Source organism: Methylophaga lonarensis MPL, assembly GCF_000349205.1.
GTDB lineage: Bacteria > Pseudomonadota > Gammaproteobacteria > Nitrosococcales > Methylophagaceae > Methylophaga > Methylophaga lonarensis.
On record NZ_APHR01000015.1, the window covers coordinates 48,866 to 70,711 of the forward strand.

A 21,846-nucleotide genomic window follows, 5' to 3' on the forward strand; every position below is an offset into this window, starting at 1 on the left:
ACTTATGAATAAGCAATTATTATCTCCGGCGGGATTGGTTCTGGCGATCATCCTGTTCGTTTCTTTTATTATTGTGGTGAACAATAATCTGACCTCTGCCAGAATCGATTTGACTGAAGACAGGTTATACACCTTGTCCAATGGTTCGCTGAATATCATCCAGAGTGTTCAGCAACCCATTACTCTGCGCTTTTACTACTCAGAACGAGTCGCTCAGGCATTGCCTGGCATCCGTGCTCATGCGCAGCGGGTTCAGGAGCTGCTGCGTGAGTATGAGCGAGCCTCAAATGGCATGATCAGATTGTTGGTCATTGATCCACGGCCGTTTACAGACCATGAACAACGGGCGGAGCAATACGGCCTGTTGGGTATTCCCATCGATGGTGAGGATGATCCATTGTTTTTCGGTCTGGCAGCCACCAATGAGCTGGATGGTCTTGAAGTCATTCGTTTTTTCCAAACGGTCAATGAAGACACCTTGGAATACGATCTGACCCGACTGGTGCAGACGCTCTCTGAAGCTCAACGCAGAAATATTGCGGTACTGAGCGCTTTGCCAATTGATGGTGAAGATTTTGATCCACTGAGTGGCCGTCTGGAAGAAGGTGGCAGTCCGCCATGGCCAATCATGGGCGAGCTACGGGATCTGTTCAACGTTTCAGTACTGCCAGCGGATGTTCGCCGTATCCCTTCCAGTCTCGATGCCCTGGTTGTGGTACATCCCAAAGAGCTGACGGATGCAACCTTGTATGCCATTGAGCAATACGTGCTCAGTGGTGGTCGACTGGTGACTTTTGTCGATCCGCATGCGGAAATCGATCAGCCACCACGCGATCCTGATAATCCGATGTCAGCCATGATGGCCTCGCGTGCCTCGAACATGGACAAGCTGTTCCAGGCTTGGGGCTTTCAGCGCTCGCCAACGGATGTGGTGGCCGACCGAGTCACTGCAACACGTGTTGACTTTGGTGCGCGTACCAATCATCAACCGATTGACTACGTACTCTGGCAGGCACTCACACCTGACAATATGAATCAGGAAGAGCGCATTACTGCCAACCTGCGTCGCATCAACGTGGCGACTCCAGGGCATTTTGTTCTGCTGGAGGATGCCAGCACCGAAATCACACCGTTACTGTCTTCTTCGAGTGAAGCGATGCTGGTGGATCGACGTGTCGTGCAATTCCGTAACGATCCTGTGGCATTACTGACCCGTTATGAACCGGGAACAATTAGCTATCCGATGGCAATCAGGGTGCGTGGTGAAGTGCAGACTGCATTCCCGGAAGGCGCACGTGATGCTACAGGTCAGGTACAAAAAATGCCGAACCATCGTGATAGTTCTGATGGGCCGATCGATGTGATTGCTATTGCAGATGTTGACATGCTCAACCCTCGTTTCTGGGTTCAACAGCAAGAGTTCTTTGGTGAAACCATTAACTTCACCACATCGAACAATGTTGATTTTCTGACTAACGCAATTGAAGATATCACGGGTACAGAAGGCTTAATCAGTGTGCGTTCGCGTACTGGTTTTTCACGTCCCTTCACTCGTGTTCAAGCGATTCAACGTGAGGCTGAGCGCCGTTTCAGAACTCAGGAACGTGAGTTGCAAAGAACTGTTCAGGAAACTCAACAGGCGATTGCTCGAATGCAATCAGCCGGTGCAGGTGAACAATTGCTGACACCTGAACAGGAGCAGGAAATCGCCGAGCTGCGTCAGATGGCCAATCAAGCCGAGCAGGAACTGCGCCGCGTGCGAGTTAACCTGCGTCAGGATATTGAGCGTTTGGATACGCAACTCAAGTTTTTCAACATCGGTCTGGTGCCCATGATTGTCATTTTATTGGCAATTCTTTCCGGCTGGTTGCGTCTGCGTAAACGCAGACAAGGCCGGTTCCAGCACTAATTGCTGTGTGGCCCCTTATTTAGGACAGGTTGAGAAAATGACAAAAAAATTAAATGCATTTAACGTTTTACTAATATTGACCATCATCATGGTATTGCTGATGGCTGTGACGATTTTCAAGGCAGTGGGCGATGACGAGGATTTTGCGCCCTTGTTTCCTGAAATGCTGTCTGAGTTGAACTCGATCAATACCGTTCGATTCAATAGTCGTCAGGGTGACTTTACGCTGTATCGTCAGGGTGGCGAGTGGTTCATTAGCGAACACTTTGATTATATGGCCGATGGTCGTCAGGTCCGCCGAATGCTGGTGGATATTGCCGAATCACGAATCCTCGAACGCAAAACTGATAACCCGGAACACTATCTGTTACTTGGCGTTGAAGGTATCGAAGACGGTGGAGAATCAGTGCAGATCACTATGCTTGATCAAGATGAGACCGTAGCGCAGTTGGTCTTGGGACGTACCCGTGATACCGCTCGTTGGGATGGCCCGACACAGCACTATGCGCGCCGAGGTGGTGAAGACAGAAGCTGGCTGGTTGAAGGCTATCTGAATCTGAGTCCAGTCATGATGAACTGGGTGCGTACCCAGATCGTTGATATTGAACGTGAGCGGATCGCAAAGGTGACCATCACACAACCTGACGGTTCATCTGCTACTTTGGTCAACCTTGGCCAACGTAACCGCTTCGGAACCCCCGAGGATAGAGAGGCAACGGTATTTGTCTATGAACAATTAGGCTATGACATTGCTGGCTCCTTGCATCAGTTGCGCATGCAGGATGTACAACCGGCAGAGCAGTTTTCTCGCGGCGATGCCGAAGTGGTAACGGCAGAATTTACAACTTTTGATGGTCTGGTAGTGACATCTGAAACGTCTTTCAACGATGGTTTTTATTTCAGTACTTTTTCAGCCCAATATGATCCGGCAAGCATTACAGCTGCACCCAGTGATATTGTCGAAATGGAAGTGCTGAAAACACCAGAGCAAGTCCAGGAAGAGGCAGACTGGATTAATGAAAACCTCTCTGCTTGGGTATATCGGCTGGGTGGCTTCACCGGCACGAATCTGATGCGTGCCCGCAGTGATATTGTCACTGAGGCATCACGTACTATTCCGATGCCGGTTGATCCGATGATGATGCGTTAAAGGCGATCTGCATCATAAAACAAGGCTCCTGCGGGAGCCTTGTTTGTTTTTTAAGGCAGTTAACTTCTACCGTGCCAGCTGGTGAGTAACTCCTGTACCGTCAGCGCCAGGTCATCAGGAGAGAATTTTGGAATGAACTTGTCTGCGCCTACCTTTTCCACCAGGGCATTATTGAAAGCACCACTCATGGAGGTGTGCAGCAAGATGCGAACATCCTTGATAGCAGGATCTTTTCTGATTTCAGTGGTCAGGGTGTAGCCATCCATTTCAGGCATTTCTATATCAGAAATCAGCAAATCAATATGCTGGGTGACATCAAGACCCTCTGCCGCCCAGGCTTGCAATTGCCGGAGTGCCTTCAAACCATCATTGACAATGGTGACCTTGATCCCCAGCTGTTCCATGGTTCGACGGATCTGGTTACGAGCAACACTGGAATCATCCGCCACTAGAATGTGAAATTGTTTGTTGTGATTAAGCGAAGTGAACTGTTCGACGATGGATTGTGAAACGGTATCGTTGATGCCAACTACCTCGGCCAGTACTTTTTCAACATCAATGATTTCAATCAGTTGATTATCAATTTCAGTAATGGCGGTGACGTAGTGTTTTTTGCCGGATGCAGCTGGTGGGGGCATGATCTCTGACCAACTGGTATTTACGATGCGATCAACACTTCGAATCAAGAAACCCTGAACCGAGCGGTTGTATTCGGTAATGATCACAAAGCATTGTTGTGGTTCTTTGACGGCGCGCCCGCCGATGCCTTTTGACAGATCGTAAATACTGACTGTCTTACCCCGAACGTTGGATATACCGCAAATAACCGGATGAGCGTTAGGCAATTTGGTCAAGGCTGGACAAGGGACCGCTTCACGTACCTTGAATACATTGATTCCGTAGAGCTGTTGACCTTCCAGACGAAACAAAAGCAGTTCCAGGCGGTTATGCCCAGCCAGTTGTGTTCGTTGATCAACACCATCCATTATTCCCGCCACAGTCTGTGCTCCTCGTAGTTCTTCTTTATTTATCGGCAGTTCTTGGACAGCCTTGAATCAGCGCCAGCAGCTTGCTCAGATTTATGAGGCATGATTTTTGCTCAACTCAAGATATGAATAGCAATAGCCAGATGACTCATCGGAGAGCATAGCAATGAAAACACTATCAAGTCTTGTTTTTGCGGTTTTCAGTGTCATGTTTTTGACCCCACCGCCGCTTCAGGCAAACAGCTTGCAATCAATTTCTGAAATTGAACAGACGGCGTATGTGTTTGCGATGCAGCAGGCGCGGATGCGTTATGACAATCCCCAGGTCATCGTTGACAGTCTGGATCCCAGGCTCAGACTGCATCCTTGCGAGCGAGGTATGGAAGCCTTTGCCAATCGGGATGTGTCATCAGCAGGCAGTCAAACTATTGGCGTTCGTTGCCGAGGGCCAGTGAGCTGGACAATTTATGTACCCACCAGAATCAGAGTGATGCAGGCTGCGGTGGTAGCAGCAAGGCCTTTATCTGCCAATCATGTGCTGACCAGTGAAGATATTCGAACAGAGATGGTCGATATTGGCAATTTGCGTCAGGGAGTTATTGGTCATAGTGATTTGGTGCTGGGGCAGACGCTGCGTCATCCGATAGCTGCAGGCACCGTATTAAGCAACAATAACTTCAGACAACAGGCGACTATCAAACGCGGCGAGTTCATTCAGTTGATTGCCACGGTCGGTAAAATGGAAGTACGCATGCAGGGCACAGCGATGGCCGATGCGATGGAAGGAGAGCGGCTACGCGTCAGAAACAGTTCTTCGGAGCGTATTGTTGAAGGTATTGTTGACGGGCCTGGACGCGTCCGAGTGTCGATGTAGCGGCCAATGATTATTTTGTTAAAGTTTTCTGACCCATGTCCGATAGAATAGTCAGACGGTATAAAGGGAAGCAGACGTATGTCTGAAATCAATAACATTAAAAGCAGTGGTCAGCCCAGCCTGATTGCAACGCGTAATCCTAATGCGGATAACAATCGCGGCATGGCTACCAGCACAACTGAGCAGAGCAATTCAAATGCTGACAAGGTCAGCCTGACCGACACGGCCAGTCAATTGCAAAGCTTGCAAAGATCAGTGGCTGACCTGCCTCAAGTAGATGTGCAGCGTGTCGAAGCACTTCGCGCGGCGATTGCCGACGGCAGTTATCAGGTGGACTCTGAAAAACTGGCACGAAATATGATTGATCTGGAGGGTCAATTATAACTTCGGAGTTGCTCGTCATGACAATTCAAGCTGCCCAACAATTACTGTCTCTCCTCAAGTCTGAACTTCAGGCTGCCAAACAACTCAATGCCATGCTACTGGAAGAGCGCGAAGCGCTGACCAACTCAAATACTGCGGTCATTGATGAAGTTTCACGAAAAAAACAACCTCTGTTGGTACAGCTGGAACAGTCGGGCAGACAGCGTAACCAATTACTCAAAAACGTCGGTTTCCCTCCCGGTAAATCGGGTCTTGAAGCCTTTATCGACAATCAGGACGCGTCAGTCGCCCGTCAGCTCACTCAATTAACCGGCGAACTCAAGCAGCTCGCCAGAAGTTGCCATGAGCACAATCAAATCAATGGCGGTATCGTCAACGTCAATCGTCAATACCTTCAGCGTGCCATGAGTATTTTAAGAGGCAGAGAGCCTGACAGTGACGCTTACGGTCCCGGCGGCGAGTACACCAGCCAAGTGGTGCGTCAGCCACTAATCGGTCGGGTCTGACGCACACCATTGGCTTAATACATCTACCCAGGCTGGGTGGGTGTTGAGGCAGGGGATGAGCGTCAATTGTTCGCCACCTGCTTCTTCGAACACTTCCTGCCCGCGAATCTGGATCTCTTCCAGTGTTTCCAGACAATCCGTGACAAATGCCGGACAGATCACCAACAGTTTGCGTGCTCCAGAAGCGGCCAGTTCACGGATTCGGTCTTCGGTATTTGGCCCCAGCCATTTTTGTCTGCCGAGTCGAGATTGAAAAGCAACGGAATATCGTGAAGCCTCAAGCCCTGCTTTTGCAGCAAAAGCAGCGGTAGTCCGCATGACTTGATGTCGATAACAGGTTGCATGTGCTGGGTGAGGTGTGGCGCAACATTCAGCCTGTTTCAGGCAATGACTCCCTGATTCATCACGTTTGAGAATGTGCGACTCTGGCAGACCGTGATAGCTGAAGATCAGATGATCATAGGGTTCGTTCAGATGCGGACTAGCGCTCTCGACCAGGGCATTGATGTAGTCTGGATCATCGTAAAAGGGCTGAACTACCTGCAAAGTGATGTTCAAATCATGCGCCTTGATGACGCGCCTGGCTTCCTGAATAGATGTTTCGACGGTGCTGTCGGCAAAGTGCGGATACATCGGCATAAACAAAACTTCAGTAATCGCCGGATTCTCACAGAGTTTGAGTAGTTGTTGTTCGATACTTGGTTGACCATAGCGCATCGCCATGGCGACGGGCACATCGGTCTTGGCTTGAACAGCATCACGCAGTTGTTGAGATAACACCACTAATGGCGAGCCTTCAGGCCACCAGATACTCTGATAAGCCTCGGCAGAGGCTTTCGGGCGTGTTGGTAGCACAAACAGACTGACGATCATTCGCCTTAGCGGCCATGGCAGCTGAATCACATACGGATCCATCAAGAACTGATTGAGATAGCGACGAACCTCTGCGGTTTCAGGTTTATCAGGTGAGCCGAGATTTGCGAGTAGTACTGCGCGTTGTGTCATAAATCAAACTACCGAATTAAGAGTTGTCTGGAGGTCAGTATAAAAAAACTCAAAGCCGAGTGCCTGTGCTTTTTCTGGCACAGCCTTCTGCCCGCCTAGCAGCAATTCAGACATTTCGCCGAAAGCGGCTTTCAAAACCACTGCTGGTACAGGAAAAATTGCCGGACGGTTCAGTGCAGTGCCCAGAGCTTTGGTAAATTGCTGATTGGTCACTGGATTCGGTGCGGTGCCGTTAAACACACCCTGAGCTGATTCATGCTGCGACAAAAAGATGAACAGTCTTGCGATATCGTGCAGATGAATCCATGGCATGTATTGTTGACCATGACTGATACGGCCACCCAGGCCTAATTTGAATGGCAACAACATCTTGCCCAGAAACCCACCCTCAGCAGCCACGACCAGTCCCGTGCGCACAATGACCACGCGGATACCTGAGTTTTGGCTGATTCTGCGGCTGCCTCCCATTGCGCGCACAGTTGATGACTGTATTCATCATGGAAGTCAGATTGTTCGGTCACAAGACGATCACCCTGATTGCCATACCAGCCAACTGCAGAACCGCTAATCAGACATTGTGGTTTTTGTGGATGCTGAGCCAGCCAGGCGACCAATTGCTGGGTCAGCCCAATTCGACTCTGTTCGATTTTCTGTTTTTTTGAGGATGTCCAGCGACCATCGGCGATGGGTTCGCCTGCCAGGTTGATCACCGCATCAAATGTTTCGTTGGCCGGAATCATTTCCAGTGCAGTCACCGCTTTGATTTGCTCTCCGCAGTGCTGATGTGCTTTTTTCACATCACGGGTCCATAGCGTGATGTGATGACCTTCGCTAAGCAATTGTCGACAAATTTCGCGGCCGATTAGACCGGTGCCACCGGTCATGAGGTAATGCATACGGGTCTCCCACAAAGTTATTAGGTAATAGAAAGCATGATTTCAATAAAGTTTGTATGCAACAGAACATTGCGACAATAAAATCAGTCTACTGTGTCACTGTTAATCACTGAGGATGACGTGCGTGGCCAAAATAAAGGTGGGAATCAGTAGTTGCTTGCTGGGACAACAAGTAAGGTTTGATGGTGGGCATAAACATTTACGTTTGTGCACAGACAGTCTGGCTCGTTATTTCGACTTTGTTGCCGAGTGTCCGGAAGTTGGTATTGGCATGGGTATTCCGCGTAAACCGATCCGACTGGTAGGCGATGTCGACAGTCCGCGTGCCGTGGCAGTTCATGATGCTTCTATTGAATACACTGATGCCTTACGAGATTATGGCAGGCAAAAGGCCGCACAGCATCAGGATTTGTGTGGTTACATTTTCATGAAAAACTCCCCCAGCTGCGGTGTGTACAGGGTCAAGGTCTATCAGGAAAGTGGCTACCCTGACCCGGCAGGTGGTCGAGGTATTTATGCCGAAGCCTTCATCAAGGCGCATCCACTGTTACCGGTAGAGGAATCGGGCAGGCTCAGCGATCCTTTGCTGAGAGAGAACTTTATTACTCGTGTATTTGCATATCATAATTGGCAACAGCTTCAGAAAGGCGGCATGACGCATCACAAACTGGTGGAGTTTCATGCCAGCTATAAATACTGTCTGATGGCACATTCTCCTGCTGATTATGCGGCACTTGGCCGTATGGTGGCGCAAGCAGGCAAGCATGAAATCAATTTGATTGGTGCACGCTATTTTTCAAGTTTGATGGCCAGCCTGTCGAAACTGGCCTCAAGAAAAACCCATGCTAATGTGCTGATGCACTTGCAGGGATATCTGAAAAAAAACCTGAGCCCCGCCGAAAAACATGAGTTGGCCGATATCATCGATCAATACCGTCGCGCTCTTTTACCACTGATTGTGCCAGTGACATTGTTGAAGCATCATTTCAATAATCATCCCAATCCGTATATTGAAAAACAGGCTTATTTGCAGCCGTATCCCGGAGATTTGGGCTTGAGAAACGTGATATAGGGACATCGCCATGCAGCGCAGAGACTTTCTTGGATTGGCAACATTGATGGGACTTCACTCAGGGCTTCAGGCAGAAACACAGCAGCCAAAACGAGAGTCAGCCATTGTGCTGGATCCCGGATTCAAGCAGCACTGGATACAGTCAGGTCATCCAGAGTCTCCCGCGCGTTATCAGGCACTTGAACAACAACTGCTGGAGCAGGATTTGCTCAATCAGCTCAAGCTGATGACACCCAGTATTGATGCGAGCGACTGGCTCAATAAAGTTCACTCGGACTGGCATATCGAACAAATCATCGTCAATGATCCCGAAGCGCATAGCGCTGCATTATTGGCGACCTCAGCGATGTTGACGGCCACGGAGGCTGTTTGCTCAGGCAAAGTCGACAATGCCTTTTCTGCCTCTAGACCACCGGGTCATCATGCTGAAAATAGCGGAGCAGAGGAGGGCTTTTGTTATTACAACCATATCGCCATCGCAGCCAGGTACGCACAGCAAAGGTTTGCTTTAGAAAAAGTGCTGATCGTTGACTGGGATTATCATCACGGCAACGGTACCGAGTGGGCGTTCTATGACGATCCGTCAGTGTTGTTTTTTTCCACTCACGACTGGTATGCCTATCCGGGCACCGGTGATCCCGGCAAAACCGGAAAAGGAGCTGGTGAAGGATTTAATATCAACGTTCACTTGCCATGCGGTAGTGGTGATACCGACATTATCGAAGCCTTTGAACGTTATCTATTGCCAGCCGCCGATGCATTCAAACCCGACTTGGTCCTGATTTCTGCTGGTTTTGACAGTCGTGAAGATGATTGGCTTGGCTGTCATCTGGTCACGGATGACGGCTTTGCACAGCTGACCAGAATGGTGATGCAAATTGCCGATACGCATTGTGATGGCCGTGTGGTTTCAGTGCTCGAAGGTGGATACAACCTTGAGGGTAATGCCCGGGCAGTCGTCAGTCATTTACGGACACTGTTGCAACTATAACGGTCAGTACATGTTGATGATTTGTTGAATAGAGTGATCGGCTTTAATGTTGTGAACAATCTTTTTCAGGGAAACGCTTGATTTAGGCACGGTTAATGCTTCGACCCTAGCGGAAACAGTCGTGACGAATTTTTGTCATCAGGAAAATCTGCTTAAGGAGAGTATCGATGAACGCCGTTGCACAACTGAAACACCAAGATACAGGGAAAGAGCATTCCTCATCTGCCTACAGTCAGCTGGATACGAGCTACGATGCCCAACACCGGATTGGCTGGTTTTATATGAATGCCAACCCGCGACCTTGTTTTACACCGACTTTATTAAACGAGCTGTCTCATTACCTGGCCTCTGTGAAACAGGAAATGCGTGAGACGAACCAGCAAAAGTATGACTTCTTGGTGGTTGGCTCCAGCGTAGAGAGTGTCTTTAATCTGGGCGGTGACCTGGATTTATTCACCCGTCTGATTGACGAGCGCGACCGTGAAGGTTTGCTTGCCTACGCCATACATTGCATTGATATTCTTTACGACAATATGCATCACTTCGGCAGTGACCTGACCACAGTGTCACTGATTCAGGGCGATGCACTGGGCGGTGGCTTTGAGGCAGCATTATCCAGCAACCTGATCATTGCTGAGCGCGGTGTCAAAATGGGCTTGCCGGAAGTATTGTTTAATTTATTTCCTGGCATGGGAGCCTTTTCTTTGCTGTCACGCAAAGTGGGGGCAGCCAGAGCGCAACAGATGATCCTTAGCGGTGAACTGTATTCGGCTGAAACACTTTACGAATGGGGTGCCGTCGATATTCTTGCAGAACCCGGACAGGGCGAAATGGCGCTGTATAGTTACATCAAGTCAGCCAATCGCTCGCCAAACAGCTACAAGGCGATGCAGAAAATCCGCGACTTGTGCAATCCAGTTGATTATCAGGAGCTGGTGGCAATTGCTGAGATATGGGCAGATGCGGCACTGAAACTCACCGCAAAAGATCTGCGCATGATGCAACGGCTGGTTCGTCGGCAAACTGCAAAGGCCGATCGTTAAGCTTATTGACTGCTTGTGGAGCTGAATTTATTCAGTTGTTGCTCAAGCGCAGTTACCGTGTCCTGGTAACACTGCTGAATGTCTTCGGCCAGTTGCAGTATGCGTGGACTGCCGATTTCAACAGGTTTGCTGTGCTCAGCCTGACGGCATAGTTCGACCAATGCGTGGGCGCTCAACTCAGCCGCTGAGCCACGTATTGCATGCAAGCTTTCACGCATACGGAAATAGTCATCCTGAGCAGCCAGACGAATGATGGTGGTGTGATAGTTGCCATCTTCCTTGAAGCCCTCGATCAGGCGTTGCAGGAAGTGTGCATCTTGACCAAGCTGAACCAATTCCAACAGTGCAGTCTGATCCAGTAGCGCTGGTCCTGCTGCTGCGTCAATGTCCTTGAATTGAAGTTCACTGGTGAGCTCTTCAATCGTACGTAGCAAGCTGCTGCTTTGCACAGGTTTGGTTAAAAAAGCATCGACGCCTGCATCCAGACAGGCTTGTCTTGCCATCGGGGTTGCATCGGCGGTCAGAATAATGACTGGTGTTGTTGCTTGAGTGTCCATGATACGTAAACGTTTGAGGATCTCCAGGCCACTGTAACCCGGCATATTCATATCAAGAATAATGAGATCAATTTCATCCAGGCGCTCACTGATCATGTCTAGCGCTTCATCGCCCGATTCAGCCAGAATCATGCGGTGGCCGGCATGTTTGAGAATGCCTTTCATCACCTGTTGATTGACCTGGTTGTCTTCTGCCACCAGCACTTTCAAAGCAGGCCCTGGTTTGGCACGTTCTCTGGATAGCTTGATAATGTTTTCGTTGTCATTGACAGACACGCTTTGTGCCGCATGGATGGCGTTAAACAGACTTGGTTTATCGGTCAGATCGTTAACAGAGGACACATAAAAATCCTGAAGTCGAGCGATTTGCTGACGATTAGGTCTAAGCAGAACAAGTGACAGGTTTGCCAGTGTAGGTTCCCCCATGATCAACTGCGCAAACTGCATGGCATCAATATCCTGCATACATGGGACATCTACCATCACGACACTAAACGCCTGCTTTCGTTGGTCGGCAGCATTAAGCAACTCCGAGAAAGCTCGGGCGGGAGAACTGACTGCTTGATAGGGAACGCCCCAACTATCAAACGCCGGTTGCAATGTTTGCTGGCTGTCTTCATCAGCCAACAGCAGAATTCGTCTTTCGGAAATTGACACGTGTTGTTGTGCAATCAGCGCCAGATCAATCGTGAACCAGAAACGAGTACCTTGTCCCGATTGACTCTCAACACCAATTGCTCCTCCCATCAGTTGAACCAGTTCCTTGGCAATCGTCGTGCCCAACCCAGTGCCACCATGCTGACCATGCGTCGAACTATCGATAACCTGCGTAAAGTCATCAAATATTGTCGGCAATGCAGAAGCCGGGATGCCGATGCCCGTGTCTTCAACATCAAATCTTACACGGACCTGCTGTTCGCTGAGTTGTTCAGCGTTGAGGATGAGTCGAACAGTCCCTGTTTCTGTAAATTTTATGGCATTGCCGATTAAATTGATTAGCACCTGTCTCAGGTGTTGAGGATCGCCGCGAACCCCCGGGGGAATTTGCGAATCGATCCACAGCGCAACATGCAGGCCTTTTGCCTGGCCCATCGGTCGTTGCATCTGAATGATGTTGTGAACAAACTCATGCAAGTCAAACGCTTCATCATTCAGGGTAATTTTACCCGCCTCGATCTTTGAAATGTCGAGAACATTCTCAATCAAGCCTAATAATGTATTGGCCGAGTTACGCATGATGTGAACAAATTCGCGTTGTTGCGAATTTAAGGGTGTTTCCCCCATCAGATCCGCAATACCAATGACGCCATTGAGTGGTGTTCGCAGTTCATGCGACATATTGGCAAGAAAACGGGTTTTGGCTTCATTCGCTTGCTTGGCCGATGCGATGGCCGCATGCAGTTTATTGATCAGAAAAGCAGCATACAGCGGGATCAGTAAAAGCAGGAATAACAGACTGAATCCAACAGGACGATGGTCAAAACTTTGCCAGTATTCGCCCCAGGTGATGGCCATGGTAAAGCCGGTCACCGCCACTAACCAGGAAATATACAAATAGCGCAGGCCATAGCGAAAGCCGTTACCCAGGATGACCCAGAGATATAAAACAAAGAGGTAAACCGCTTCGGCGCCAGCCATAAACATGACGATGGATAGCGATACCATATCCAGAAAAATGCCCATGATACGGCGAATAGGCGAGGGCTTTGGATTGATCAGAATCGCGACAGCAATCATCAGCGCGAAGCTGTAATAACTCAGCGCGACAATGCTGGAGAAGCTGCTTAGCGTTGAGGCGAAAGTTTGATCTTCTCGCCAGGGCAGGCAGAAATAAATCAGCAGCCCGATGCCAAGCGTCAGGCGGATTTTGATCGCTTGTTCAGGTTCGGTATCGCTGGCCTGTGAAAGCCTGTTTTTTAGCCATGCACGAACGGATGTAGGGGCAGACACTACCGGTTCCGACATCGCTGTTAACCTTCGTCCAGCTCATCAGAGTAGCGTGAATGAATCTCTTTGATTTGTGGCAATTGTTTAAAAAACGCCTCGACACAGCGCGGGTCTAATGAGTGACCGGATTGTTGCTGGATGTACTCGAGCGCATCTTCAAGTGGCCAGGCTGCTTTATAGGGCCGATCTGAAACCAGTGCGTCAAAAATATCAGCGACCGACACCACACGAGCAATCAATGGAATCTGCTCGCCAGTCAGGCCTGAGGGATATCCTTTTCCATCAAAGCGTTCGTGGTGGTTGAGCGCAATAATGGCACCAAGTTGCATGTATTTGGATTGACTGTCCGAGAGAATTTCATGGCCGATAGTGGCGTGGGTTTTCATCACGACCCATTCGTCCGCTGACAGCGGACCGGGCTTTTGCAGAATCTGGTCGGGGATGCCGATTTTCCCAATATCATGCATCGGCGCGGCATATTCCAGATCTTCGCATTCTTGTGCAGTGAAGCATTGCATGGCTTCAGCGATCAGTCTCGAATACTTCGCCATGCGAACCACATGGTTTCCGGTGCCTTCGTCTCGATATTCGCCGGCCTTGGCAAGCCTTAGGATCGTTTCTTTTTCACGCAGGACAATTTGCTGTGTGGCGATTTCAACCTGCCGGGCCAGCAGGTTGGCTCTATCAGCGATGATGAGATGCTGTTCGTGCATTTGCAGCAGGTTTCGGCAACTGGTTCGGCATTCAATTTGATCCAGCGGGCGGGTGAGAAAAGCCGTTGCGCCTGCTTCCAGCGCTTCGTAACGAACAGCCCTGTCGCTGACAATGGTGATCATCACGATGGGCACATTTTCACAGTGGTCGAGATGCCGGATGGCCTTGATCAGTTCAATGCCATTCATCTCAGGCATTTTGTAGTCGGTGATGATCAGATCCGGGTCATTTTCAGTCAGCCAATCCAGTGCTGATGCCGGTGTCGAGAAAGTCAGAACTTCCAGAGCGTAGTCAATTTGCTGAATGACTTTACTGAGAATGGTTCTGCCAGTGGATTGATCATCAATGATCACTACTCGCTTGGCTTTTTTCAGGATGCTGCGTTTTCTCGCTGCCTCGAAGTCGTTTTCAATGGGCTTCGCAGTGTTAACAGTCAAAGTCATCGTCCTCATTGTGAGTGCGCTTGCCAGCTGCCTCCTGCAATAGGATGTAACGCAAATATCCAGTGGCAGACATACTGCCGCCGCTGATTTCAACCATTCACCAATTATGTTTTATCGCGGCGTGACTGTCCATGACTTAACCGTCCCGTTGTTTAAGCGCCAGTTAAGCTTGTCAGTTCAGGATATCGCTGTGAATAAGCCTCCTCGGTTGCTGAATTCGACCACACATTCTCTGTTCGACGTACAAGGAAACCCTATGAAATCAGTGCTGCGCTTGGGTAAATTGCAGATTACCATCCTGCTCTTGCTGTTGTTTTCAGTGCTCATTTACGCCGCCAGACTCGAGGCGTTGCTCTGGTATTCCATCAAACCTGGTTTTTCTGCAGTGAGTCATCAAACATCACTTGAGTTGGGTCAATACACCGTCAGTATTGACGCATTGCCAATCAGCGGAGTCGACAGCGATCTGTCAGGACTGACCTACAATCACGAGACAGGTACTTTGTTTTCGGTGATCAATGGTCAGTCATCAATTGTCGAACTGTCCACTTCGGGTGAGCTGCTTCGCAAGATTGCTCTGCAAGGCGTCAAGGATGTCGAAGGCATTACCCACATCAATGGCCATCAATATGCAATTGTTGATGAGGCTGAACATCGCCTGATGCTGATAGAAATTTTGCCTGAGACTCTGACTGTCGATATCACTGATGTACCTCAACTCAGGCTGGATCTGAATATTCGCCGAAACAAGAGTTTTGAGGGTGTCTCCTGGGATGAACATCATCAGCGGTTGCTGGTGGTGACAGAGCGAAATCCGCTTCGAGTGTTGCAAATAACGGGTTTTGTCGAGCAGTCAAACGGCAATGATCAACTGTCTGTCACAGAGGTCACGCCTGGGCGCTTTAATCGACTCGCTCTGCGGGATTTGTCATCAGTGACTCATGGACCTCATGCCGATACGGTACTGTTGCTGAGTCATGAATCGCGTCTGCTCGCAGAGTATGACGCTGATGGCAAGCTGCTTGGCAGCCTGAATTTGTGGCGAGGATTTCACGGCCTTAGAGCAATATTCCTCAAGCTGAAGGTGTTGCAATCGGTCCTGATGGCAGTATCTATATCACCAGTGAACCGAATTTGTTGTATGTCTTTGAAAAACCCAAGGCAATGCATTAAAGCCGGTTTGAGGGTGAGCCCAAAGTAAATGGCCTGTTATAATCCACGGCCAGTGTCCCCGTAGCTCAGCTGGATAGAGCGTCCCCCTCCTAAGGGGAAGGCCACAGGTTCGACTCCTGTCGGGGACGCCATCATTTACCGATGTTGCTGAGCAGATTTTTCCGACTTAGACAGTCCTGCAGTCAAAATCCAGCGCATGGTTTCTTCGTTACCCATTTCCAGATCGATGACAGAAGATCTGGGCAAACAGACGGTATAACCGCCGATTTGATAACTCATAGGCAAGTAGACGGCGATGAGATCCTGGTCTGCTTGTTCGGGCAGCACATCGTCAACATTGTCTTGTACTTTGAAGCCAAGCAGACGTACACCGCCGATTTCAACGGCAACGGCATTACTGAGTGATTGTCGCTGCTGACCATTGGCAAAGAAATCTGTGAAATCACGGATGGCCCCGTAAATGGATTTGATCAGTGGGATCCGGCTTAACAGGTATTCACCGAGGCCAAGGATACGTTGTATCAGCCAGGCATTGACTGCCAGACCAATCAAAAACAGGAACATTAGACCGGTCAGCAGTCCGAGTCCTGGCCAGTAATATTCACCAGGAATCAGATAATCAAGCAATGGGTGCATCAGGCGCTCAATTGAAAGACTGAGCCAGTAGATAAAATAGAGGGTCAGTCCAACCGGCAGAACTGCTGCCAGCCCTTTGAGCAATATTCCCCAGACAAACTGCATGGCGGAACTCCTTTAGCGTGCCAGCTTAATGGTGATGACTGGATTCAGATATACAAGGTGATATCAGCATCGCTGGCAAATTCAAGAAAGGTTGCAGCGCCGCCGCTACTGATGCCGTCAATGAAGTCTTCGTGTTTAAAATCAAACAAATCAACCGTCATCTGGCAGGCAATCAGCTCAACCTCACTTTCCAGGCAAATGCTGCGAAGTTCTTCAACACTGGCGACACCTTTGCTTTTCAGCTTGCGTTTCATCATCCAGGTGGCGAAGGCTTCCATGCCTGGAATCACTTGAATCAGACTGGGCACAGGAACCGGCATTGGCATGGCCGGGTTTCCTAGTGGCGAGACTTTCAGCGAGAGATCTTTTTTCAGCAGTTGCAAACCATAGAAAGTGAAAAAAATCTTGGCCTCAAAGCCCAGCGCGGCTGCGGTTGATGCCAACAGGAAAGGAGGGTAGGCACCATCAAGTGTGCCTTTGCTGGCAATAATGGCGAGTTTTTTGGCCATCTCAGGCTCCTTTTTCCAAAATGAAGTGCAGTTTCCCTGCTTGCTCGTAGTTTTCAACCAACTGGTTTCCGGTCATTTTGCAGAATGCTGGTATATCCTTGTTGGCCCCCTTATCTGTTACGATAAGGTGCAATTTCTGGCCGGCGCTCATATCAGCGAGCGCTTTACGAGCCTTGAGTACAGGTAACGGGCAGTTGAGTCCTGAGGTATCAACTTCAACATCAAATGCTGACATGGCAGACAGTCCAAAATCTAATTGAGATAATTAGAATGATAAACACAAACCAGGGGCTTGTCTTGCAGGAACCGTCCTCAAAGAACAGAGTCTAAGCGGCATGCTGACAAAATCATTTTTTCATATATCACTGCTGTTGCTGATGTTGCTTTCTGGCAAAATCGCCACGGCTGAGATTGCCTTGCCCGAAATGGGAGATAGTGCTGGTGCCCTGGTTTCTCCGATGGAGGAATATCGGGTTGGCCAGTCTTTTTTCTGGCAAATGCAACAAGCGGTAGATCTGGTTGAAGATCCCGAAATTAACAGTTACATCACTTCTCTAGGCTATCGTCTGGCGCATAACAGTGATGACCCCGGACGACCCTTCAAATTTTTCATGGTGCCTGATTCCAGCATTAACGCTTTTGCGGCACCCGGTGGTTTTATCGGTATTCACAGCGGTTTGATGCTGGCCGCCGAGCGTGAGGATGAACTCGCCTCAGTCGTGGCGCATGAGATTGCACACGTCACACAACGACATTTGCTGCGTAGTTACGAACGTCAACAACAGATGAGTATGCCGCTGACGGCGGCAATGCTGGCGGCTGCCTTGCTGGGGGCTTATGACCCGAATATTGGCAGTGCTGCGATCATGGCGGTTCAGGGTGGCGCGATTCAGATGCAACTGGATTACAGCCGTGCGCATGAAGCCGAGGCTGATAATCTGGGCATGCAAATGCTGGTGCGTAGTGGTTTTGATCCACATGCAATGCCTGCATTTTTCGAAAAACTACAATATGCCGGACGTTTTTACGGTGGCAGTACCGTGCCCGAATTTTTGAGAACGCATCCGGTCACCACTTCTCGTATTGCCGATGCGCGTGGTCGCGCAGCTAATCTGCAAAAAGTGCCGAGCGTTCGTGATGATCTGCAATTTTACCTGATGCGGGAGAAGCTTCGGGTGCTCACAACCAACAACCTCAATGAACTGATTCAACAGTATCAGCACACCCTGGACACCGCAGATGGCGATACCACTGCGACCAAATACGGCTTTGCCATGGCCTTACTGGCGCAAGGGGATACCAGTCGGGCGCGCGATATGTTGAAGCCGCTACTCGATGCAGATGATGACCGTCTGACTTATCAACTGGCGATGGCCGATATTGAAATGGCGGTTGGCAGGCCCACTGCGGCACTTGCCATTTATGAAGATAATCAGCGCCTGTATCCTGATGATTATGCACTTTCTATAAAACATGTCAGGGCGCTGTTGCAGACACGTCAACCTGAGAAGGCAGTCAACATCTTGCAGCGTCAGCTAGAAATGGGCGCGCCTTCACGAGTGGTTTATCGACTGCTGGCACAGGCCCGCGGCGATATGGGCCAGAGAAGTGCTTCACACAGTGCGCTGGCAGAGTATTATTACGCATCAGGTCAGTTGCATGCCGCTGTGGATCAGTTACGTTTGGCCGCAGAACAAGCACGTGGTGATGAGTTTCAGTTGTCACGTTTGACCGCCAGAATTCGCAGTGTTGAAACTGAAATTGCATTAATGGAAAGGCGATGACGCAGGGCCACAACAAGCAAAGACGCAAGGTTGTCAAACAAGTTATCTCAGCAACAACACTGGCACTGGTAGCCAGCAGTGGCTTGTTGTTACCTCAGCGACTGCTGGCACATTGGCCGCGCGAAGCCTTTAATGCCAAAACAGTTGAAGACGCTCTGCTGGCCCTTGTTGGAGAAGCCGAGCAACTGGACGATGATTCAATTCGTTTTACAGTGGGCTCTCCCCCCAGTTACGCCGTTAATGGCGCCTCTGTTCCTGTTGAATTGGAGACTTCGCTGGAAAATATTGAACGGGTGATCATTCTGGTGGAAAAAAATCCTCAACCACTAGCGATGCTGATAGAGCCGACAGAGCACATGGTCATGCCGTTCAAAAGTATGATCAAGATAGCGGAGGATTCCGATGTAATGGCAGTTGTTCGAGCCAACGGACAGCTCTACACAACCTCTCGTTCGGTTCGAATTGATGTTGGAGGATGTGCCTGATGGCCATACAGGCACGAGATAGAATTCGAGCCAGAGCGAATGGCGAGTACACAACGGTTCGTATCCTGCTGGCTCACCCCATGCACACCGGACGCGGCATGGACGAGAACGAGCAACTGGTGCCTGCTGAATATATTCAGGATATCCGCTGCTGGCGCAATAAACAGGAAATGCTTTCGGTGAAATGCGGCACAGCGACTGCCCGCAATCCCTACTTTGCCTTTCAGTTAAAAGGTGGCGAGCCCGGCGATATCATCACTGTTCGTTGGGTTGATAACCTCGGTGCCAAGGGCACGGTTGAAACCACGGTCACATGAGCCTCAAACTCAGGGTCTATCTGTTTTTTATCTTATTATTACTGGCATCCATGCTCGCTGGTGTCGGTGTTCTGGTATCCAATGCTCGACAGTCGGTTCAGGCCGATGTCGAAAACACCATGCAGACCGCAGCACATCTCATCACGGTCAGTATCAGCGGTGGTTCTCTCAATCGTGAGTTAGGCATCAACGAGCACATGAACGAATTGGTCAAGTCGCTCAGTGAAATGCGAAGCCTGCATATTCTGATGTTTGATCGTCAAGGGCTGCTGTTTGAGGGAAGACCGCATTCAGCACCAGATGTGTTGCCACCGGAGTGGTTTGTCAAAGTACTGTTTCCCGATGTTCAACCACTGTCACGCCGTTTTGGAACCGGCCATATGGTCATCTACGCCGCCCCCATGCAGCAAATCAGCGAGCGCTGGCAGGATATCCGGGCGATTCTGGCACTAGGCATATTGATATTTATCGTCGTGGGTATATTCATTTATTGGGGCGTTGAATGGTTGTTAAGACCGCTATTGCGACTGGTGGATGCACTCTCTGCTTTTGAGCGGGGCGATTATCACCTGAGGCTACCAAGATTCAGCTTGCGAGAAATGGATCAGCTTAGCCAGACCTTCAACCGAATGGGGCAAGCGTTAGAGCAAAGCAGTAGTGAGAATCAGCGGTTAGCAACCCTGGTCAGACAATCGGGTGATGCCATTTTGTCACTGGATCACGCCGGCTATGTGACGTTTTGCAACGCACGCGCCGAACAGTTATTTGCCGATCAGACACCGGTATTGATGGGGGAATCATTGGGGGCCTTGTCGTTTACAGACAACCGTCAAACCATCGGCGGCGTGTTGCAAAACTGTCAGGCGGTTGAAAACCTGGAAACGGGATTGACCAAAGCCAATGGCGAACACATCGACTTACTGATGTCGACGGTGCCCTTGATAAGCAATGACGGCTGTATTACCGGCGTGATCTGTTCACTTCGAGACATCACAGAACTTAAACAGGCAGAATCTGCCCGGAATCAGCTGCGTGAGACCCGACTGCTGACCAAGCATATGGATGAAGTGCAGGAAGCGGAAAGACGGCATTTGGCAAGGGAGCTTCATGATGAGCTCGGGCAATGCCTGACCGCCATCAAGACTGATGCGGTACTGATTCGTAATCGCTCTGAAAAAACTGATCCCAAGGTGTTTGGTAGTGCTAAGGCTATTATTGATACGGCTAGCCACATTTACGATGTTGTGCACAATATGATCACCCGTTTAAGGCCCAGTCCACTGGATGACCTGGGGCTGGTGCCGACACTTGAAGAATGCATCAATAGCTGGCAAAAACGTCAGCCTGACATTGAATTCAGTTTGTCGGTCAATGGACAACTGGATCAACTCAGTGAAAAGCTCAATATGACCGTATTCAGGGTGGTGCAGGAAGCCATCACCAATGCCGTTCGGCACGCCAGTGCCAGCAAGATTAGCGTTCAAGTCAGCAACAACGAAACTGCGGTTCAGGATCGAGCATTGGAAATTGTTATCAGTGATGATGGCAAAGGCATGGAGGTGCAGGACTTTCATTCGGATGTTGACTTTGGTCTGCTTGGCATGCGTGAGCGGGCACAGAGCCTGGGTGGAGAGTTTCGTCTCGACAGTGCACTGGGCGCAGGCGTTACAATCCAAATCAACCTTCCCATTACAGCGGACAAAATGACATGAGTTTGACAAAAAACACGGTACTTCTGGTTGATGATCACGAATTGGTTCGAGCCGGATTTCGTCGTTTGCTGGAAGATGAGGAACGCTTTCAGGTGGTTGCCGAAGCCGGGTCTGGTGAACAGGCTGTTCAGGACTACAACAAATATCACCCAGATGTCGTGGTGATGGATATCTCAATGCCGGGCATTGGCGGCGTTGGCGCTATTGAACGCATTATTGCCCGCGACCCGTCTGCAAAAATACTGGTGTTGAGTGTGCATGAGGATAGTGTCTTCACCACGCGGGCAATGCAGGCAGGGGCGCTTGGCTTTATCCCCAAACGCAGTGCGCCTGAAGAAATGCTCAAAGCTGTAGAGCTGGTCGCCAGGGGCAAGACCTGCATCGCCCCGGAAATTGCACAGCAGATTGCCATGCAGAAATTGACCGGCTCCGAAAATCCCTTGGATGTGCTCAGTCAACGTGAGTTTGAGGTGTTCAGATTGCTGGCTGAAGGCAAAACCGTGAATGAGATTGCCGATATTCTTAATCTCAGTCCTAAAACTGTTGGCACTCACCATACCAACATCAAACAAAAGCTGAATGTTGCCAACTCGGCCGAACTTGCCCGGTTGGCAATTCGCAGTGGTTTACTGGATGCCTGAGTGGCTC

General features: G+C 49.7%; 23 protein-coding genes and 1 tRNA gene. 15 read left to right on the forward strand and 9 right to left on the reverse strand.

The annotated features are described in order from the left end of the window. Positions 1–4: 4 nt before the first annotated feature. A complete protein-coding gene (locus MPL1_RS03355) occupies positions 5–1,909 on the forward strand; it encodes a GldG family protein (protein ID WP_009725720.1) in 1,905 nt (634 codons plus the stop codon). Between the two features lie 37 nt (positions 1,910–1,946). Then, on the forward strand, positions 1,947–3,059 hold the full coding sequence (locus tag MPL1_RS03360) for a DUF4340 domain-containing protein (protein ID WP_009725721.1): 1,113 nt from the start codon (positions 1,947–1,949) through the stop codon (positions 3,057–3,059). A gap of 59 nt (positions 3,060–3,118) precedes the next feature. Here MPL1_RS03360 and MPL1_RS03365 read toward each other — a convergent pair whose 3' ends face one another. Further along, complete coding sequence (locus MPL1_RS03365; RefSeq protein WP_040576839.1) at positions 3,119–4,057, reverse strand: chemotaxis protein CheV; 939 nt, start codon at positions 4,055–4,057, stop codon at positions 3,119–3,121. A 154-nt stretch (positions 4,058–4,211) separates the two neighbouring features. Between MPL1_RS03365 and flgA the strand changes: the two genes are divergently transcribed. The 3 genes from flgA to MPL1_RS03380 all read left to right on the forward strand — a co-directional run bounded on the left by flgA (position 4,212) and on the right by MPL1_RS03380 (position 5,809). Continuing rightward, complete coding sequence (gene flgA, locus MPL1_RS03370) at positions 4,212–4,919, forward strand: flagellar basal body P-ring formation chaperone FlgA (RefSeq protein ID WP_009725723.1); 708 nt, start codon at positions 4,212–4,214, stop codon at positions 4,917–4,919. Between the two features lie 78 nt (positions 4,920–4,997). Continuing rightward, a complete protein-coding gene (gene flgM, locus MPL1_RS03375; RefSeq protein WP_009725724.1) occupies positions 4,998–5,303 on the forward strand; it encodes a flagellar biosynthesis anti-sigma factor FlgM in 306 nt (101 codons plus the stop codon). Between the two features lie 17 nt (positions 5,304–5,320). Then, positions 5,321–5,809: a flagella synthesis protein FlgN gene (locus tag MPL1_RS03380; RefSeq protein WP_009725725.1), complete on the forward strand. Its 489-nt coding sequence runs from the start codon at positions 5,321–5,323 to the stop codon at positions 5,807–5,809. Here MPL1_RS03380 and hemH read toward each other — a convergent pair. Genes hemH through MPL1_RS14040 form a run of 3 tightly spaced genes read right to left on the reverse strand, consistent with a single transcriptional unit; the run spans position 5,792 to position 7,710 of the window. After that, entirely contained in the window at positions 5,792–6,814 is a 1,023-nt protein-coding gene (gene hemH, locus MPL1_RS03385) for a ferrochelatase (RefSeq protein ID WP_009725726.1), read from the reverse strand. The two genes, MPL1_RS03380 and hemH, sit on opposite strands and share 18 nt — an antisense overlap. Before the next feature lie 3 nt (positions 6,815–6,817). After that, a complete protein-coding gene (locus MPL1_RS14035; protein WP_235045516.1) occupies positions 6,818–7,213 on the reverse strand; it encodes a DUF1731 domain-containing protein in 396 nt (131 codons plus the stop codon). Beyond that, positions 7,162–7,710 carry an NAD-dependent epimerase/dehydratase family protein gene (locus MPL1_RS14040; protein WP_009725728.1) on the reverse strand — a complete coding sequence of 183 codons (549 nt, stop codon included), beginning with the start codon at positions 7,708–7,710 and terminating at the stop codon, positions 7,162–7,164. Before MPL1_RS14040 ends, MPL1_RS14035 begins: the two co-directional genes overlap by 52 nt. A 115-nt stretch (positions 7,711–7,825) precedes the next feature. Between MPL1_RS14040 and MPL1_RS03395 the strand changes: the two genes are divergently transcribed. The 3 genes from MPL1_RS03395 (at position 7,826) to MPL1_RS03405 (ending at position 10,816) form a co-directional block, all read left to right on the forward strand. Further along, entirely contained in the window at positions 7,826–8,782 is a 957-nt protein-coding gene (locus MPL1_RS03395) for a YbgA family protein (protein WP_040576840.1), read from the forward strand. 10 nt (positions 8,783–8,792) lie between these two features. Next, entirely contained in the window at positions 8,793–9,773 is a 981-nt protein-coding gene (locus tag MPL1_RS03400) for a histone deacetylase family protein (protein ID WP_009725730.1), read from the forward strand. 167 nt (positions 9,774–9,940) lie between these two features. Next, positions 9,941–10,816 carry a crotonase/enoyl-CoA hydratase family protein gene (locus MPL1_RS03405; protein WP_009725731.1) on the forward strand — a complete coding sequence of 292 codons (876 nt, stop codon included), beginning with the start codon at positions 9,941–9,943 and terminating at the stop codon, positions 10,814–10,816. 2 nt (positions 10,817–10,818) lie between these two features. Here MPL1_RS03405 and MPL1_RS03410 read toward each other — a convergent pair whose 3' ends face one another. Together MPL1_RS03410 and MPL1_RS03415 are read right to left on the reverse strand one after the other, a co-directional pair. Beyond that, a complete protein-coding gene (locus MPL1_RS03410; RefSeq protein WP_009725732.1) occupies positions 10,819–13,338 on the reverse strand; it encodes an ATP-binding protein in 2,520 nt (839 codons plus the stop codon). Between the two features lie 5 nt (positions 13,339–13,343). Further along, the gene (locus MPL1_RS03415) at positions 13,344–14,477 is read right to left on the reverse strand and encodes an HD domain-containing phosphohydrolase (protein ID WP_009725733.1); all 1,134 of its coding nucleotides are present in this window, start codon (positions 14,475–14,477) and stop codon (positions 13,344–13,346) included. A 256-nt stretch (positions 14,478–14,733) separates the two neighbouring features. On the opposite strand from MPL1_RS03415, the gene MPL1_RS03420 reads away from it, so the two are divergent. Further along, positions 14,734–15,678 (forward strand): SdiA-regulated domain-containing protein, encoded by a 945-nt coding sequence (locus tag MPL1_RS03420; RefSeq protein WP_009725734.1) that lies wholly within the window; start codon positions 14,734–14,736, stop codon positions 15,676–15,678. Between the two features lie 26 nt (positions 15,679–15,704). Next, positions 15,705–15,781, forward strand: a tRNA-Arg gene (locus MPL1_RS03425). Between the two features lie 4 nt (positions 15,782–15,785). Here the strand turns inward: MPL1_RS03425 and MPL1_RS03430 are convergent. Genes MPL1_RS03430 through MPL1_RS03440 form a run of 3 tightly spaced genes read right to left on the reverse strand, consistent with a single transcriptional unit; the run spans position 15,786 to position 17,135 of the window. After that, positions 15,786–16,391: a DUF502 domain-containing protein gene (locus MPL1_RS03430; protein WP_009725735.1), complete on the reverse strand. Its 606-nt coding sequence runs from the start codon at positions 16,389–16,391 to the stop codon at positions 15,786–15,788. 44 nt (positions 16,392–16,435) lie between these two features. After that, on the reverse strand, positions 16,436–16,900 hold the full coding sequence (gene dsrE2 / locus MPL1_RS03435; RefSeq protein ID WP_009725736.1) for a sulfur carrier protein DsrE2: 465 nt from the start codon (positions 16,898–16,900) through the stop codon (positions 16,436–16,438). Position 16,901: 1 nt separating this feature from the next. Then, positions 16,902–17,135 (reverse strand): sulfurtransferase TusA family protein, encoded by a 234-nt coding sequence (locus MPL1_RS03440; RefSeq protein ID WP_009725737.1) that lies wholly within the window; start codon positions 17,133–17,135, stop codon positions 16,902–16,904. A 100-nt stretch (positions 17,136–17,235) separates the two neighbouring features. Between MPL1_RS03440 and MPL1_RS03445 the strand changes: the two genes are divergently transcribed. The 5 genes from MPL1_RS03445 to MPL1_RS03465 are packed head-to-tail and all read left to right on the forward strand — an operon-like array spanning position 17,236 to position 21,839. After that, positions 17,236–18,684, forward strand: coding sequence for a M48 family metalloprotease (locus MPL1_RS03445; protein WP_009725738.1), 1,449 nt, complete (start codon positions 17,236–17,238; stop codon positions 18,682–18,684). Then, on the forward strand, positions 18,681–19,169 hold the full coding sequence (locus MPL1_RS03450) for a thiosulfate oxidation carrier protein SoxY (protein ID WP_009725739.1): 489 nt from the start codon (positions 18,681–18,683) through the stop codon (positions 19,167–19,169). Before MPL1_RS03445 ends, MPL1_RS03450 begins: the two co-directional genes overlap by 4 nt. Further along, positions 19,169–19,486 (forward strand): thiosulfate oxidation carrier complex protein SoxZ, encoded by a 318-nt coding sequence (gene soxZ, locus MPL1_RS03455; RefSeq protein WP_009725740.1) that lies wholly within the window; start codon positions 19,169–19,171, stop codon positions 19,484–19,486. The genes MPL1_RS03450 and soxZ overlap by 1 nt, the downstream gene beginning before the upstream one ends. Next, positions 19,483–21,198: an ATP-binding protein gene (locus tag MPL1_RS03460; protein ID WP_009725741.1), complete on the forward strand. Its 1,716-nt coding sequence runs from the start codon at positions 19,483–19,485 to the stop codon at positions 21,196–21,198. The genes soxZ and MPL1_RS03460 overlap by 4 nt, the downstream gene beginning before the upstream one ends. Next, positions 21,195–21,839: a response regulator gene (locus MPL1_RS03465; RefSeq protein ID WP_009725742.1), complete on the forward strand. Its 645-nt coding sequence runs from the start codon at positions 21,195–21,197 to the stop codon at positions 21,837–21,839. The genes MPL1_RS03460 and MPL1_RS03465 overlap by 4 nt, the downstream gene beginning before the upstream one ends. Positions 21,840–21,846 lie beyond the last annotated feature (7 nt).

Coding starts and splice junctions, on each gene's coding strand:
- MPL1_RS03355 (WP_009725720.1), top strand. CDS start 5: ATGAATAAGCAATTATTATCTCCGGCGGGATTGGTTCTGGCGATCATC.
- MPL1_RS03360 (WP_009725721.1), top strand. CDS start 1,947: ATGACAAAAAAATTAAATGCATTTAACGTTTTACTAATATTGACCATC.
- flgA (WP_009725723.1), top strand. CDS start 4,212: ATGAAAACACTATCAAGTCTTGTTTTTGCGGTTTTCAGTGTCATGTTT.
- flgM (WP_009725724.1), top strand. CDS start 4,998: ATGTCTGAAATCAATAACATTAAAAGCAGTGGTCAGCCCAGCCTGATT.
- MPL1_RS03380 (WP_009725725.1), top strand. CDS start 5,321: ATGACAATTCAAGCTGCCCAACAATTACTGTCTCTCCTCAAGTCTGAA.
- hemH (WP_009725726.1), bottom strand. CDS start 6,814: ATGACACAACGCGCAGTACTACTCGCAAATCTCGGCTCACCTGATAAA.
- MPL1_RS14040 (WP_009725728.1), bottom strand. CDS start 7,710: ATGCATTACCTCATGACCGGTGGCACCGGTCTAATCGGCCGCGAAATT.
- MPL1_RS03395 (WP_040576840.1), top strand. CDS start 7,826: ATGACGTGCGTGGCCAAAATAAAGGTGGGAATCAGTAGTTGCTTGCTG.
- MPL1_RS03400 (WP_009725730.1), top strand. CDS start 8,793: ATGCAGCGCAGAGACTTTCTTGGATTGGCAACATTGATGGGACTTCAC.
- MPL1_RS03405 (WP_009725731.1), top strand. CDS start 9,941: ATGAACGCCGTTGCACAACTGAAACACCAAGATACAGGGAAAGAGCAT.
- MPL1_RS03410 (WP_009725732.1), bottom strand. CDS start 13,338: ATGTCGGAACCGGTAGTGTCTGCCCCTACATCCGTTCGTGCATGGCTA.
- MPL1_RS03415 (WP_009725733.1), bottom strand. CDS start 14,477: ATGACTTTGACTGTTAACACTGCGAAGCCCATTGAAAACGACTTCGAG.
- MPL1_RS03420 (WP_009725734.1), top strand. CDS start 14,734: ATGAAATCAGTGCTGCGCTTGGGTAAATTGCAGATTACCATCCTGCTC.
- MPL1_RS03430 (WP_009725735.1), bottom strand. CDS start 16,391: ATGCAGTTTGTCTGGGGAATATTGCTCAAAGGGCTGGCAGCAGTTCTG.
- dsrE2 (WP_009725736.1), bottom strand. CDS start 16,900: ATGGCCAAAAAACTCGCCATTATTGCCAGCAAAGGCACACTTGATGGT.
- MPL1_RS03440 (WP_009725737.1), bottom strand. CDS start 17,135: ATGTCAGCATTTGATGTTGAAGTTGATACCTCAGGACTCAACTGCCCG.
- MPL1_RS03445 (WP_009725738.1), top strand. CDS start 17,236: ATGCTGACAAAATCATTTTTTCATATATCACTGCTGTTGCTGATGTTG.
- MPL1_RS03450 (WP_009725739.1), top strand. CDS start 18,681: ATGACGCAGGGCCACAACAAGCAAAGACGCAAGGTTGTCAAACAAGTT.
- soxZ (WP_009725740.1), top strand. CDS start 19,169: ATGGCCATACAGGCACGAGATAGAATTCGAGCCAGAGCGAATGGCGAG.
- MPL1_RS03460 (WP_009725741.1), top strand. CDS start 19,483: ATGAGCCTCAAACTCAGGGTCTATCTGTTTTTTATCTTATTATTACTG.
- MPL1_RS03465 (WP_009725742.1), top strand. CDS start 21,195: ATGAGTTTGACAAAAAACACGGTACTTCTGGTTGATGATCACGAATTG.